The sequence below is a fragment of the Paracoccus onchidii genome (assembly GCF_028294535.1).
Lineage (GTDB): Bacteria > Pseudomonadota > Alphaproteobacteria > Rhodobacterales > Rhodobacteraceae > Paracoccus > Paracoccus onchidii.
In genome coordinates, this window is record NZ_JAQBIE010000020.1 from 33,886 (window position 1) to 47,338 (window position 13,453).

General features: G+C 61.7%; 11 protein-coding genes. 5 read left to right on the forward strand and 6 right to left on the reverse strand.

Annotated elements, in window-relative coordinates; all coding sequences use genetic code 11:
- Positions 1–105: 105 nt before the first annotated feature.
- Positions 106–438 (reverse strand): hypothetical protein, encoded by a 333-nt coding sequence (locus PAF17_RS14835; protein WP_271889884.1) that lies wholly within the window; start codon positions 436–438, stop codon positions 106–108.
- 155 nt (positions 439–593) lie between these two features.
- On the opposite strand from PAF17_RS14835, the gene PAF17_RS14840 reads away from it, so the two are divergent.
- Positions 594–1,064 (forward strand): YbaK/EbsC family protein, encoded by a 471-nt coding sequence (locus tag PAF17_RS14840; protein ID WP_271889885.1) that lies wholly within the window; start codon positions 594–596, stop codon positions 1,062–1,064.
- A gap of 13 nt (positions 1,065–1,077) precedes the next feature.
- Here the strand turns inward: PAF17_RS14840 and PAF17_RS14845 are convergent, their stop codons facing one another.
- Positions 1,078–1,872 carry an alpha/beta hydrolase gene (locus PAF17_RS14845; RefSeq protein ID WP_271889886.1) on the reverse strand — a complete coding sequence of 265 codons (795 nt, stop codon included), beginning with the start codon at positions 1,870–1,872 and terminating at the stop codon, positions 1,078–1,080.
- A 66-nt stretch (positions 1,873–1,938) separates the two neighbouring features.
- On the opposite strand from PAF17_RS14845, the gene kynU reads away from it, so the two are divergent.
- From kynU to PAF17_RS14865, 4 genes are read left to right on the forward strand one after another with little or no spacing between them, the layout of a single operon-like run.
- Positions 1,939–3,126 carry a kynureninase gene (gene kynU, locus PAF17_RS14850; protein ID WP_271889887.1) on the forward strand — a complete coding sequence of 396 codons (1,188 nt, stop codon included), beginning with the start codon at positions 1,939–1,941 and terminating at the stop codon, positions 3,124–3,126.
- Between the two features lie 59 nt (positions 3,127–3,185).
- A complete protein-coding gene (locus tag PAF17_RS14855; protein ID WP_271889888.1) occupies positions 3,186–4,247 on the forward strand; it encodes an efflux RND transporter periplasmic adaptor subunit in 1,062 nt (353 codons plus the stop codon).
- A gap of 2 nt (positions 4,248–4,249) precedes the next feature.
- Positions 4,250–5,350, forward strand: a complete 1,101-nt coding sequence (locus PAF17_RS14860) for an efflux RND transporter periplasmic adaptor subunit (RefSeq protein WP_271889889.1) — start codon at positions 4,250–4,252, stop codon at positions 5,348–5,350.
- Entirely contained in the window at positions 5,347–8,388 is a 3,042-nt protein-coding gene (locus tag PAF17_RS14865; protein WP_271889890.1) for an efflux RND transporter permease subunit, read from the forward strand. The genes PAF17_RS14860 and PAF17_RS14865 overlap by 4 nt, the downstream gene beginning before the upstream one ends.
- 221 nt (positions 8,389–8,609) lie before the next feature.
- Here PAF17_RS14865 and msrA read toward each other — a convergent pair whose 3' ends face one another.
- The 4 genes from msrA to clpB form a co-directional block, all read right to left on the reverse strand.
- Complete coding sequence (gene msrA, locus PAF17_RS14870; protein WP_271889891.1) at positions 8,610–9,116, reverse strand: peptide-methionine (S)-S-oxide reductase MsrA; 507 nt, start codon at positions 9,114–9,116, stop codon at positions 8,610–8,612.
- A complete protein-coding gene (msrB, locus tag PAF17_RS14875; RefSeq protein WP_271889892.1) occupies positions 9,109–9,558 on the reverse strand; it encodes a peptide-methionine (R)-S-oxide reductase MsrB in 450 nt (149 codons plus the stop codon). Before msrB ends, msrA begins: the two co-directional genes overlap by 8 nt.
- Positions 9,559–9,623: 65 nt before the next feature.
- The gene (locus PAF17_RS14880; RefSeq protein ID WP_271889893.1) at positions 9,624–10,589 is read right to left on the reverse strand and encodes an NAD(P)H-dependent flavin oxidoreductase; all 966 of its coding nucleotides are present in this window, start codon (positions 10,587–10,589) and stop codon (positions 9,624–9,626) included.
- 133 nt (positions 10,590–10,722) lie between these two features.
- The gene (clpB, locus tag PAF17_RS14885; protein ID WP_271889894.1) at positions 10,723–13,362 is read right to left on the reverse strand and encodes an ATP-dependent chaperone ClpB; all 2,640 of its coding nucleotides are present in this window, start codon (positions 13,360–13,362) and stop codon (positions 10,723–10,725) included.
- Between the last annotated feature and the right edge of the window lie 91 nt (positions 13,363–13,453).

A 13,453-nucleotide genomic window follows, 5' to 3' on the forward strand; every position in this document is an offset into this window, starting at 1 on the left:
TGACTGCTGGTGTTGTTCTTGTGATTGAACTGTAGCAGTCGTGAATCGGCTTGGGTAGGGTCAGTGAACCTCTTCCAGGGCGGGATTTTGCCCGCGTTTTCGGGCCTAGGCCTGCCCGCCGGATGGTTTGTCCATGCCATCGAAGAATGGCTGGAACTGCGCGATGATCACGGCATTCTCATCTGCCGCCCGTTGCATCAGCGCGCGTTCATCGTCATCGATCTGATGGCCCTCGGCCAGCCTGTCTTCCAGCGTGCCATAGGCGGTGACATCCAGGGGCGCCATATCCGCCTGTTTGAGAATCGCGACGGTTTCGCGCACGGCTTCGGATTCATCCTTGCCGGTTGCAAAGCACATCAACGCCGCGCCCGTGGCTTTCCTGGGCAGCCCGTCTCCGGTTTTGCGACCGACTTCGACCAACAGGGTATAGACGTCCATGACGTGCCTTTTGCATTCGTTAACCTGTTTTGCCTAACCCTGCCGACCTGCTGGCGCAAGCCCGACAAAGGCGGCAGGCAACGGGTTGGCGTAGCGGAACCGCCTTTTCGCCCGCTGCTTCGCTGGATATTGTCGCCCCGAAACAGGGGGCGCATATGAGCAAAAGTTTGAAACGCGTCAGGGCGGCGCTGGAAAGTGCTGGTGAAGCAATCGATATCCTCGAAATGCCCGGCTCGACGCGCACCGCCGCCCAGGCGGCCGATGCGGCGGGATGCGAGGTTGACCAGATTGCCAAGTCGATCATCTTTCGCGGCATCGACAGTGGCGAGGTCTTTCTGTTCCTGACAGCCGGAGGAAACCGTGTCGATGCAGATAAGGCAACCACGGTTGCAGGCCAACCTCTGGGCAAGGCGGATGCGGCGTTGATCCGGGCCGAAACCGGTTTCGCAATTGGCGGGGTGTCACCTGTGGGTCATCTGAACCCCGTAAGGACCTATTTCGATCCGCGCCTGTCTGAATTCGATCGGGTCTGGGCCGCGGCAGGAACGCCGCGCCACATTTTTTCCATCTCGCCGTCGCATTTGCTTGAGATGACGGGTGCCGAGGCTGCCGATTTCACGATCTGACAGCCCTGTGCCGTCAGGCCGGCTGAAGCAGTCGGCGCGTCAGGGGGCTGTTCTGGTCACGCAATGCGTCGATCACGTCGAAATGATGGCGACCCGGGTCGATCACCAAATCGGTTCGGGCACCCAGACCAGCCCATATATCAGCCAGCAATCTGGATTGACGGATGAACTCGGGCCGTTCCGCGCCGCCGACCCATGCCGTGACGGGAATGTCGGGGCGCGGGGTCAGCAGTGCGGGGCTTTCCTTCAGGGTTTCTGGCGTGTCGAGTTTCAGGGTCGCGTTCATCGCGGTGCGGATCAGTGGTCGCAAATCGGCAAGCGCCGAAATCGGAACACAGGCCGAAATGCGGTCAGCAACCGTGTCGGGCAAGGTGCCGTCATCGCAAATCATGCGTGCGGCAAGATGACCGCCCGCCGAATGCCCCGTCAGGGCAATTGGCCCATCGACCATCTGCCCCGCCGCGCAAATGGCGCTGGCGATTTCGCTGGTCATCTGTGCGATCCGGGCTGCCGGTGCCAGAGTATAGGCCGGAATCAGCACTGCCCAACCCGTCATCAACGGACCGGCGGCAAAATGGGACCAGTCGGATGGCGCGAATTTCATCCAGTATCCACCGTGAATGAAAACTGCCAGGCCCGCCGCGTCGCCGCGTGGCAGGAACAGGTCGCTGCGACCCAGCTGTCGTGGGGGATGCGTCGCGCGAAAAGCTGCGGCCAGTTCCTGCCAGCGGGGCGGATACAGGGCTGCGTCGGGGATATGGGGCCCATTGGCATAGGCGTCATCCCAGTCGGTGATCGTGTAAAACATGTGCGGCTCCTCTTCCGGGCAGGTGAACCCGCTGTTAGCCTGCGGTCAAGCACGAGGGGGGGCATCATGACGGATTTCAACAGGACAAGACAGGCGTTCGACCTGCCATCCGGGATCACTTATCTGGATGGAAATTCCTTGGGGCCGATGCCGACCAGCGCGGCTGAACGGGTTTCGCGGATGATGTCTGAAGAATGGTCCCGGATGTTGATCACCGGGTGGAACAAGGCAGGATGGTATGCCCAGCCACGCAAGGTGGGCGACCGGATCGCGCGGCTGATCGGTGCCGGTTCAGGTCAGGTCGTGATGGGCGATACCCTGTCCATCAAGGTGTTCCAGGCCGTCAGTGCGGCGCGTGCGATGCGCCCGGACCGGCGCGTGATCCTGTCTGACAGCGGAAATTTCCCTTCGGATCTATATGTTGCCCACGGGCTGGCGGCTGCGGTGGATGCCGAGTTGCGTGTCGTCGCCCCCGAGGATGTCGAAGCCGCAATCAGCGATGACCTTGCCGTTCTGATGATCACAGAGGTTGATTATCGCACCGGTCGGCGCCATGACATGAAGGCCCTGACCCGCAAGGCGCATGAGGTTGGCGCCCTGACCGTCTGGGATCTGGCCCATTCGGCTGGGGCCGTTGACGTTGCCTTGCTGGACTGCGATGCCGATTTCGCGGTCGGCTGCACCTATAAATACCTGAATGGCGGGCCGGGGGCTCCCGCTTTCATCTGGGTGCATCCACAACATGCCGACAAGGCGCGCCCGATCCTGCAGGGCTGGATGGGGCATCATGCGCCGTTCGATTTCGATCTTGATTATCAACCCGCCGCAGGGATCGAGCGTATGCGCGTTGGTACGCCGCCTGTCATTGCAATGACCGCATTGGATGCAGCGCTTGACGTTTGGGAAGGTGTGTCGATTGACGACCTGCGTGCACGATCAATCGAACTGACCGAGGCGTTCATCGCCCGGGTCGAAGCGCGCTGCCCGGATTTGGTGCTGCATTCGCCGCGCGATCCCCTGCAGCGCGGATCTCAGGTCGGGTTTCGCCATCCTCAGGCCTATGCCGTGATGCAGGCATTGATCGCCGAGGGAATCATCGGTGATTTTCGCGCGCCCGATGTTTTGCGCTTTGGCTTTGCCCCGCTTTACAATGACCTCGGCGATGTCGAGCGTGCTGCGGATGGACTGGCGCGGATATTGGCGAATCAATCGTGGGATCGTGACGATTATCGACAACGCGCCGATGTGACGTAGGGTCACGGGGCTTCCAAAGCTGCTAAATCTGACGCAAAAGATAGGCTTTGGAGGGTTCCATGTTTGCTTGTCGTGTGCTTGCGGTCGGGGTGGCGCTGATGTTGTCGGGGCCTTCACTGGCGGCCGATGATGAAATTGCCGTCGAACTTGCGACCGCGATGCAGAAACCGCTGCGGCTGCAACTGGAACTGTCGGGAACGATCGAAGCCCTGGACACGATCGAGCTGAGCTTTCGTCAAGGCGGGCGGGTGACCGATGTTCTGGTCGAAGAAGGCGATCGCGTGGATGCGGGGCAGGTTCTGGCGCGGCTGGATTCCGTGCAGCAGGATCAGGCCCTGAACGTATCGCAGGCAAGCCTCGAATCGGCGCTGGCATCACAATCACAGACACAGCAGGCCTATGACCGGGCCATCGCGATGCTGAAGCGAGGCGTGGGGACGCGTGCGGCGCGCGACAGTGCGGCGCAGGCCCTGTCCGAAGCTACGGGTGCGGTGCAACGCGCTGAAAGCGCAGTCGATCAGGCGCGCCGGGCACTGGAGGATACGGTTCTTGTGGCGCCACAGGGGGCCGTTGTCACCGCGCGTGATATCGCGCCAGGTCAGGTCATTGCTGCCGCCCAGCCCGCCCTGTCCCTGGCAACGCTCGATGGATTGGAAGCGGTTTTTCTTGCCCCGGACCAACCTGAATTGCGCGATGCGATGGGGCAGGAGGTCAGCCTGAAAACCATCGATATCAACCGCGCCCAGATGACCAGCCATGTCACCGAGATCGCGCCGCTGGTGGATCCGCAAACGGGAACCGTGACGGTCAAGGCCCGGATCGAGGGCCTGTCGCATACGACCGCGCTGCTTGGTGCCGCCGTGCGCGGGCGGTTGTATTTCACCAGCCAGGAAGGCGTTGCAATTCCGTGGACGGCCTTGATGCGCAGCGGCGAAGAACCGGCGGTCTGGCTGGTCGATGACGACATGCGGGTGCATCTGACGCCCGTCACCATTCAGCATTTCTCGGATGGAACGGTCTATGTCTCGGATGGTGTGCAGGCGGGACAAACCGTTGTCGCGGCCGGGTCCCAGCGGATGTATCCGGGACGCCGGGTCGCGAATGTCGAAGGGGGGCGTTGACGTTGCACAGATTTCTTGTTGCCGTTGTGGCCGCGGTTGCGATCGCGGGGTCGGCTGCGGCTCTGGGGCTTCCATCCTGGCTATCGGCATCCGGCGAAACGGTCGAAGCCGGAAATCCGCGCCCGGTCGTCACCGAAATCCTCGAAGATCGCGGCGAGGCGTCGCGTTGGGTGCCCGGGGTGATCGCGTCGAGAACACAGGTGGAAATGGCATTTCAGACCCTGGGGCGCATGATTGCGCGAAATGTCGATCTGGGCGCGCGGGTGGCCAAGGGCGATGTTCTGGCCGAGCTGGCGATCGAGGATTTGCAGGCAAACACCCGTGCAGCGCAGGCGGCGCTGGATTCCGCCGAGGTTCAGCTGAGCACCGCGAGAAGCACGCTGGAGCGCACCGAAGCCCTGAGAAAACGCAATGTTGCATCGGATGCACAGCTGGAACAGGCCCAACGCGCGGCGGCGGCGGCGGCGGCGGCCGTGGCGCAGGCGAATTCCGAACTGCTTCAGGCGCAGGACGCAGAAGGCTTTGCCACGATGACTGCACCGTTTTCCGGCGTGATCAGTGCTGTCTACGAAGCGACCGGCGCCGTCGTCGGGGCCGGGGCACCGGTCATGCAGCTTTCGGCCGAAGATCAACGAGAAGTGGTCATTGACCTGCCCGAAACCGCCCTTGCCGGGTTGTCACGTGATGCCGCCTTTACCGTGTGGCAGCGCACGGATCCGGCCAATCAGGTTCCCGCGGTTCTGGACCGGATCGATCCGATGGCAGACACGGCCACGCGGACGCGGCGCCTGTATCTGTCCTTGCCGCCTGAGGTCAGCTTTCGGCTTGGGGCGCTGGTTCGCGCCCGGTTGGGGACCGCTTCGGCGCCGGTGCTGACGGTCGCGTCGGAGGCAGTGGTTCATGGCGAGGACGGAAGCTTTGTCTGGTGTGTGTTGCGCGACGGCGATGAGGCTCATGTCGAGGCCGTCGAGGTCACGACCGGATTGCAGTTGCAGGGTCGGGTCGTGATTGCCTCTGGGGTATTGGCCGGGGATGAAATTGTCATCAGGGGTGTCAATTCCCTGCAAGAGGGTCAGCCCGTCGGCCGGAGGGTCAAGCCGTGAAGCGATTCAACCTGTCCGACTGGGCCTTGAAACATCGCAGTTTTGTCTGGTTCCTGTTGATCCTGTCGATGATCGCGGGGGCGATCAGCTACGGTAATCTGGGGCGGGAAGAAGATCCGAATTTCACCATCAAGGTCATGGTGATCGGTGCCGCATTGCCCGGCGCGACGGTGGATGAAACCCTCAAGCAGGTTACCACCCGTATCGAAAAGAAGCTGGAAGAACTGGACGAGCTGGACTTTACGCGTTCGGTCACCTCGGCGGGGCAATCGGTTGTCTATGTCGAACTTTTGCCCACCACACGCAGTGCCGAGGTCCCCGAGATCTGGAAACGCGTCCGCCAGATGATGTCGGATATCCGGCCCGATTTTCCGCAGGAATTCGCCGGGTTCCAGTTCGACGATGATTTCGGCGACGTGTTCGGAAATATCTATGCCTTCACGGCGGACGGGTATTCCCCACGTGAATTGCGTGACCGGGTGGACAGCATCCGCAAGCGCGTCGCGGCGCTGGATGCGGCGGGCAAAACCGTCCTGTTGGGAGAGCAGGAAGAGGAAATTCATCTCGAATTTTCTTCCGCGCGGCTTGCGGCGCTGGGGCTTTCCCAACAGCAGGTCATGGCGACTTTGGCAACCCAGAACGCGATCTCGCCATCGGGGGTTATCCAGTCGGGGCCAGAACGGGTCCTGATCCGGGTCGGCGGACAGTTCAGCGATACCTCGGCGCTTGAGGCGGTCAATCTGCGTGTCGGCGAACGGTTCTTCAACCTGACCGATGTCGCTTCGGTGCGGCGAGGATACAAGGATCCGCCGGATTCGTTGTTTCGCTATGATGGTCGGCCAGCCATCGGTTTGCAGATCGGCATGCGCGAGGGCGAGAATATCCTGGAGTTCGGGGCCGAACTGGATGCATTGATGAGCGATGTGGCCGCCGATCTGCCCATCGGCATCGAAATGGCCAAAATCGCCGATCAGCCCCATGTCGTCGATCACGCTGTCGGCCATTTCGTCAAGGCACTGGCCGAGGCGGTGATCATTGTGCTGATCGTCAGCTTTGTCAGTCTTGGCATGCGTGCGGGGTTTGTCGTGACGCTGACGATTCCGCTGGTTCTGGCGATCACCTTCGTCATTCTGGACCTGTATGGCATCACCTTGCAGCGTATCTCGCTTGGGGCGCTGATCATTGCTCTGGGGCTGTTGGTCGATGATGCCATGATCGCGATCGAGACGATGATCTCGCGTCTTGAGGTCGGCGATACGCTGGAAAATTCGGCCAGCTATGCCTGGACGTCGATTGCCTTTCCGATGTTGACGGGCACATTGGTGACGGTTGCAGGGTTCATTCCCATCGGATTGAACAGCTCGGCGGCGGGCGAGTTTACCTTTTCGCTGTTCGTCGTGATTGCGGTTTCGCTGGTCATTTCGTGGATTGTCGCGGTGTTGTTCGCGCCATTGCTGGGGGTAACTTTCTTGTCCAGCAAGATGGCGCATCACGATCAAAAGGCGGGCTGGCTACGGCGGCGTTTCCATGGCCTGCTGCTGGGCGCCATGCGGTTGAAATGGCTCACCATCGCAGTAACGCTGCTGATCTTTGCCCTTGCCGTGTTCGGCATGCGATTTGTCGAGCAGCAATTTTTCCCGACCTCGGACCGAACCGAAGTCATCGTGGATGTGACCGAACGGCAGAATGCGTCGATCGCCAAGACCACGGCAGATATGGATCGCCTTGAGGCAGTCCTGGCCGAGGACGAGGATGTCCTGTTCTGGTCCTCCTATGTGGGTCGCGGTGCGCCCCGTTTCGTATTGTCGATGGACGTGCCGACACCCGGGCCGCATATGGGGCAAATCGTCATCCAGACCCCGGACCTCGAGGCGCGCGATCGGGTCAAGGCCAGAATCAACGCGCTTGCCGATACAGAGTTTTCGGGCGTCGACCTCTATGTGAAAAACCTGGAAATCGGCCCGCCGGTCGGAAAGCCCGTGCAATATCGCGTCAGCGCCGCCGATACAGACGAAGCACGTGATGCTGCAAACGGATTGGCCGCCGTGCTGGCCACGGAACCCCGGCTCAGCGATATTTCTCTGGACTGGAATGAGCCGGCGCGCGTCGTCCGCCTTGAGGTCGATCAGGATCAGGCCCGGCAATTGGGTGTGTCGGGCGAAGATATCGCCGATTCATTGTCAGTGCTGTTTTCCGGCAAGGTGGTTACCCAGCTGCGCGACGATATATATCTGATCAATGTGATCGCGCGCGGGGCAGATACGGACAGGGAATCACTGGATTCGATCCGGAATCTGCAACTGCCGACGGGGCAGGGACCAAGCATTCCCCTGACGGCGCTGGTCGGGCTGCATTACGGCACCGAACAACCCCTGATCCTGCAACGTGACGGACTGCCGACCGTCACGGTCAAGGCGGCGATTGCCGGCAATGACCAGCCCGCGACCCTGGTTGCCGCGCTCAAGGAGCGGGTTGCCGAATACGGCAATACCCTGCCGTCTTCGGTCACGATCGACGTGGGTGGCACGGTTGAAAGTTCGGCTGACAGTCAGGCGCCGATCGCTGCCGTGGTGCCGGTCATGTTGCTGATCATGGCGCTGTTGGTGATGGCGCAGATGCAAAGCTTTCGCCTGTCTCTGATCGTGTTTGCCGCCGCGCCGCTCGGGCTGATAGGTGTGGTCGCGGTGCTGGTCCCGTTCGGTGTTCCGATGGGGTTTGTCGCCATCCTCGGGATTCTGGCGCTGATCGGGATCCTGATCCGGAATTCGATCATTCTCGTGCATGAAATTCAGGTCCTGCTGGAAAAGGGCCGCAGCAAATGGGACGCGGTTTTCGAGGCTTCTGACAGTCGCGCACGCCCGATCCTGTTGACGGCCGCCGCCGCCTCTCTGGCGCTCATACCGATCTCGCGGCAGGTTTTCTGGGGGCCGATGGCCTTCGCGATGATGGGGGGGATCATCGCGGGAACGCTGATCACCCTTGTCTTCGTGCCAGCGCTCTATTGTGCCGTATTCAACGTGAAGAAGCCTCACAGCTGATGGCACCATCAGCGGCCCTGCCTGCTTTTGGTGCCGCTGGTCTGCGGCGCCGCCTTGATGCTGGTCCTGCAGCGCAAAGGCTGGTCTGGCGGCGGCGCCATCGCGGGACGCAAAAGGCTCCGCAAGTTCATCTTGCGGAGCCTTTCTTCGGGTGCGCCAGTCGAAACAGGGGTGGCCGAAACAGGGCCGGCCGAAACAGGGGCGGCGAGATCTGACCGTGGTCAGTTTTTCACGCTCTGCTTGGGAAGCACCCAATCGGGTCTTGGAAAATGGCAGGTATATCCATTGGGAAAACGCTCCAGATAGTCCTGATGTTCGGGTTCGGCTTCCCAGAAATCCCCGACAGGGACGATCTCGGTCACGACCTTGCCCGGCCACAGGCCCGACGCCTCGACATCGCGGATGGTTTCCTTGGCAAGCTGCAGCTGTTCGTCGTTCTCGTAATAGATGGCCGAGCGATAGCTCTTGCCGATATCATTGCCTTGCCGGTCGGTCGTGGTCGGGTCGTGGATCTGGAAAAAGAATTCCAGCAGCTTGCGATAGCTGATCAGTTCCGGATCGAAACGGATCTCGATCGCTTCGGCATGGGTGCCGTGATTGCGATAGGTGGCATTGGCGATATCGCCGCCGCTATATCCCACGCGGGTCGCGATCACTCCGGGAAGTCTGCGGATCAGATCCTGCATGCCCCAGAAACACCCCCCGGCAAGTACTGCGCGTTCAGTCATTTTCACGTTCCTCGATGTGATCCAGATAGGCGCTGTATCCTTGGGCCTCCATCTCGTGCCTTGGGACGAAACGCAACGAGGCCGAGTTGATGCAATAGCGCAGCCCGCCTGAATCGGCCGGTCCATCGGGAAAGACATGGCCAAGATGGCTGTCGCCAAATTTCGAACGCACTTCGGTGCGGATCATGCCATGCGTGGCGTCGTGATGTTCGGTTACCGTCTCGTCGATGGGTCTGGTGAAGGCCGGCCAGCCACATCCCGAATTATATTTCGCCGAAGATGCGAACAGCGGTTCACCCGACACGATATCTACATAGATACCGGGCTCGAAATGGTGATCATATTCGCCGGTGAACGCGCGCTCGGTGCCATTTTGCTGCGTGACGCGGTATTGTTCCGGGGTCAGCGCGTCAACGGCGGCCTTTGATTTGCGATAGTTCATGCCACCCCCTACAGGTCGGTTTCTGTCGCCCACCTATATGGGGTGCAGGTCGCGTCGTGAAAAGGTCAGCCCAGCAAGGTGGTGCGGGCCTGGTGGTATTCACGGTCAAGGCGGTCGACCAGTTGCGCGGCCGGAAGCACGTCGCGAATGGCGCCGATACCCTGTCCCGCGCCAAAGATCTGGCTCCAGGCCTTTGGCTTGCTGCTGCTGCTCGAGAAGTTCATCGACGAGACATCGGCCTTGTCCAGATTTTCGGGGTCCAGCCCGGCATTGCGAATCGATGGCGCCAGATAGTTGCCCGACACGCCGGTGAACAGCGAGGATGTGACAATATCCATTGCCCCGCTGTCGCAGATCATCTGCTTGTAGCTGCCATCGGCATTGGCTTCTTCGGTCGCGATGAAGGGGCTGCCGATATAGGCCAGATCGGCCCCCATTGCCTGCGCGGCCAGAACCGCGCGACCCGTGGCGATCGAACCCGACAGCAGAAGCGGGCCATCGAACCAGTCGCGGATTTCCTGGACCAGCGCAAAGGGCGATTGCGGTCCCGCATGGCCACCAGCGCCGGCGGCCACCGCGATCAGCCCGTCTGCGCCCTTCTCGATGGCCTTGCGGGCGAATTTGTTGTTGATGATGTCATGCAGCGCGATGCCGCCACAGTCATGGGCGGCCTGATTGACCTCGGGGCGCGCGCCAAGCGATGTGATCCAGATCGGCACCTTGTGCTTGTGGCAGATTTCGATGTCTCGTTGCAGCCGTGCATTGCTGCGATGGACAATCTGGTTGACGGCAAAGGGCGCGGCCGGCTGATCGGGATTGGCCTGGTTGTGCCGATCCAGTTCTTCGGTGATGCGCGTCAGCCATGCCTCCAGAAGCGGCGCCTCTCCCTCGCCTTCGCGTGCGTTGAGCGCGGGAAAGCTGCCGACGATTCCGGCCTTGCACTGGGCGATCACCAGCTCGGGCCCCGAGACGATGAACATCGGAGATCCGACGACAGGAATGCGCAGGTTCTGAAGAATGGGTGGTAGCATGAACGTCTCTCTCCTCTGGTTGGGCAAAGGATGGCGTGCGGTTTCATGTCCGGCAATGGGTGACGCGGCGACAAATGGGCGCGAGGCTTTGCAAATGAAAAGCCCCGGCCTTTCGGGGCCGGGGCTTCGGGGATCAGTGCAGCGGCATGTCGGGCTTGGGGCCTTCGCCGACCGCGCCAAGCCGGTGTCCGGCCTTGCCGATCCGGTCCCCCACGACCAGCCCGTCATCTGATGCCGAGACATGGACCGTCTGCCCGTCCAGCACCTCGCCCGACAGCAGAAGTTCGGCCAGCGGGTCCTGCAGCGCGCGCTGGATCACCCGCTTTAGCGGACGGGCGCCGAAAACCGGGTCATAGCCCTGATCGGCCAGCCATTTGCGGGCATCGGCGTCCAGTTCGAGCGCGATCTTGCGCGCCGCAAGACGGTATTCCAGCCGCGACAGCTGAATGTTGACGATGCCGTCCATGTTTTCGCGCGTCAGGCGACGGAAGATGATGATCTCGTCCAGACGGTTCAGGAATTCGGGACGGAAATGGGCCCGCACCGCCTCCATCACCTGCTGGCGTGCCTCGGTCGAGTCGGCCTGTTCCGGCAGGGTCGACAGCGCCTGCGACCCCAGATTCGAGGTCAGGATGATCAGCGTCTGCTTGAAATCCACCGTCCGGCCCTGACCATCGGTCAGCTGCCCGTCATCCAGCACCTGCAACAGCACGTTGAACACGTCGGGATGCGCCTTTTCCACCTCGTCGAACAGGATCACCTGATAGGGGCGGCGGCGCACGGCCTCGGTCAGGACGCCGCCCTCGTCATAGCCGACATAGCCCGGAGGCGCGCCGATCAGGCGGGCGACCGAGTGTTTTTCCATGAACTCGGACATGTCGATGCGGACCATCGCCTGATCGTCGTCGAACATGTATTCGGCCAGGGCCTTGGTCAGTTCGGTCTTGCCGACGCCGGTGGGGCCAAGGAACAGGAAGCTGCCAAGCGGACGGTTTTCATCGTTCAGGCCCGCACGCGCACGGCGCACGGCGTTGCTGACGGCGATCACGGCTTCGGACTGGCCGATGACGCGCTTGCCGATTTCCTCTTCCATTTTCAGTAGCTTTTCGCGCTCGCCCTCCAGCATCTTGCTGGTGGGGATGCCGGTCCAGCGTTCGACCACCTCGGCGATCTGTTCGGGGCGCACGGCCTCTTCGACCATCAGCCCGTCGGCCTCGGCGTCATCGGCCTGTGCCAGCTGCTTTTCCAGCCCCGGGATGATACCATAGGACAGCTCGCCCGCACGGCCCAGATTGCCTTCGCGCTTGGCCTGATCCAGTTCGGCCCGCGCACGGTCCAGCTGTTCCTTGAGGTGGCGGGATCCTTCAAGCTTGTCGCGTTCGGCCTGCCAGCGGGCGGTCATTTCCGCGCTGCGTTCCTGCAGTTCGGACAGATCCTTTTCCAGCCGTTCCAGACGGTCCTTGCTGGCGGCGTCGTCCTCTTTTTTCAGGGCCTCGGCCTCGATCTGCATTTGCAGGATCTGGCGGTCCAGGGCGTCCAGCTCTTCGGGCTTGCTGTCGACCTCCATCCGCAAGCGCGAGGCGGCCTCATCGACCAGATCGATCGCCTTGTCGGGCAGGAAACGGTCGGTGATATAGCGGTTCGACAGCTGCGCAGCCGCCACCAGCGCCGCATCGCTGATGCGGACGCCGTGATGCAGTTCGTATTTTTCCTTGATGCCGCGCAGGATGCTGATCGTGTCCTCGACGGTGGGTTCCTCGATCATGACCGGCTGGAAACGACGGGCCAGGGCCGCGTCCTTTTCGATATATTTGCGGTATTCATCCAGCGTGGTCGCACCGACGCAATGCAATTCACCCCGTGCAAGCGCGGGCTTGATCAGATTGGCGGCATCCATCGCGCCATCGGTCTTGCCGGCCCCGACAAGGGTGTGCAATTCGTCGATGAACAGGATGATTTCGCCGGCGGCGGTCTCGATTTCCTTCAGGATCGCCTTCAGCCGTTCCTCGAACTCGCCGCGATATTTCGATCCGGCGATCAGCGCACCCATGTCCAGCGCCATCAGCTTCTTGTCGCGCAGGGATTCGGGCACATCGCCGTCGATGATGCGCAGGGCCAGCCCTTCGGCGATGGCGGTCTTGCCGACGCCGGGTTCCCCGATCAGCACCGGGTTGTTCTTGGTGCGGCGCGACAGCACCTGCATGGCGCGGCGAATTTCCTCGTCGCGGCCGATGATCGGGTCGATCTTGCCCTGTTCGGCGGCCTCGGTCAGGTCGCGGGCATATTTAGACAGGGCCTCATAGCTGTCCTCGGCACTGGCCGAATCGGCGGTGCGGCCCTTGCGCAGGTCGTTGATCGCGCTGTTCAGGTTCTGGGCGCTGACGGCCCCCGCATCCAGCGCATCCTTGGCGTTGGTGTTCACCATCGCCAGCGCCATCAGCACACGTTCGGCGGGGACGAAACTGTCGCCGGCCTTCTTGGCGATCTTTTCGGCCTCGTCCAGCACGCGCACCATCGACGGATCGACATAGACCTGACCGCTGCCGCCCGACACCTTGGGCAGTTTCGCCACGGCCTGATCGACGGCCTGTTTCACGCGCCCGGCATCGCCGCCAGCGCGGTTGATCAGATTGGCGGCCAGCCCCTGATCATCGTCCATCATCGCTTTCAGAAGATGTTCGGGAACGACCCGCTGCTGTTCTTCGCGGATCGCAATGGTCTGGGCGGCCTGCAGGAAGCCACGCGACCGTTCCGTGAACTTTTCCATGTTCATCGGCAGTTCTCCTTTTCAATAGCCCCCGTCTTGCGAACGCCCTGATGCGGCACGTTCCCGTTCGGGTCTTTGTATAGGAAATGGGGCAGCG

Coding starts and splice junctions, on each gene's coding strand:
- PAF17_RS14835 (WP_271889884.1), bottom strand. CDS start 438: ATGGACGTCTATACCCTGTTGGTCGAAGTCGGTCGCAAAACCGGAGAC.
- PAF17_RS14840 (WP_271889885.1), top strand. CDS start 594: ATGAGCAAAAGTTTGAAACGCGTCAGGGCGGCGCTGGAAAGTGCTGGT.
- PAF17_RS14845 (WP_271889886.1), bottom strand. CDS start 1,872: ATGTTTTACACGATCACCGACTGGGATGACGCCTATGCCAATGGGCCC.
- kynU (WP_271889887.1), top strand. CDS start 1,939: ATGACGGATTTCAACAGGACAAGACAGGCGTTCGACCTGCCATCCGGG.
- PAF17_RS14855 (WP_271889888.1), top strand. CDS start 3,186: ATGTTTGCTTGTCGTGTGCTTGCGGTCGGGGTGGCGCTGATGTTGTCG.
- msrA (WP_271889891.1), bottom strand. CDS start 9,116: ATGACTGAACGCGCAGTACTTGCCGGGGGGTGTTTCTGGGGCATGCAG.
- msrB (WP_271889892.1), bottom strand. CDS start 9,558: ATGAACTATCGCAAATCAAAGGCCGCCGTTGACGCGCTGACCCCGGAA.
- PAF17_RS14880 (WP_271889893.1), bottom strand. CDS start 10,589: ATGCTACCACCCATTCTTCAGAACCTGCGCATTCCTGTCGTCGGATCT.
- clpB (WP_271889894.1), bottom strand. CDS start 13,362: ATGAACATGGAAAAGTTCACGGAACGGTCGCGTGGCTTCCTGCAGGCC.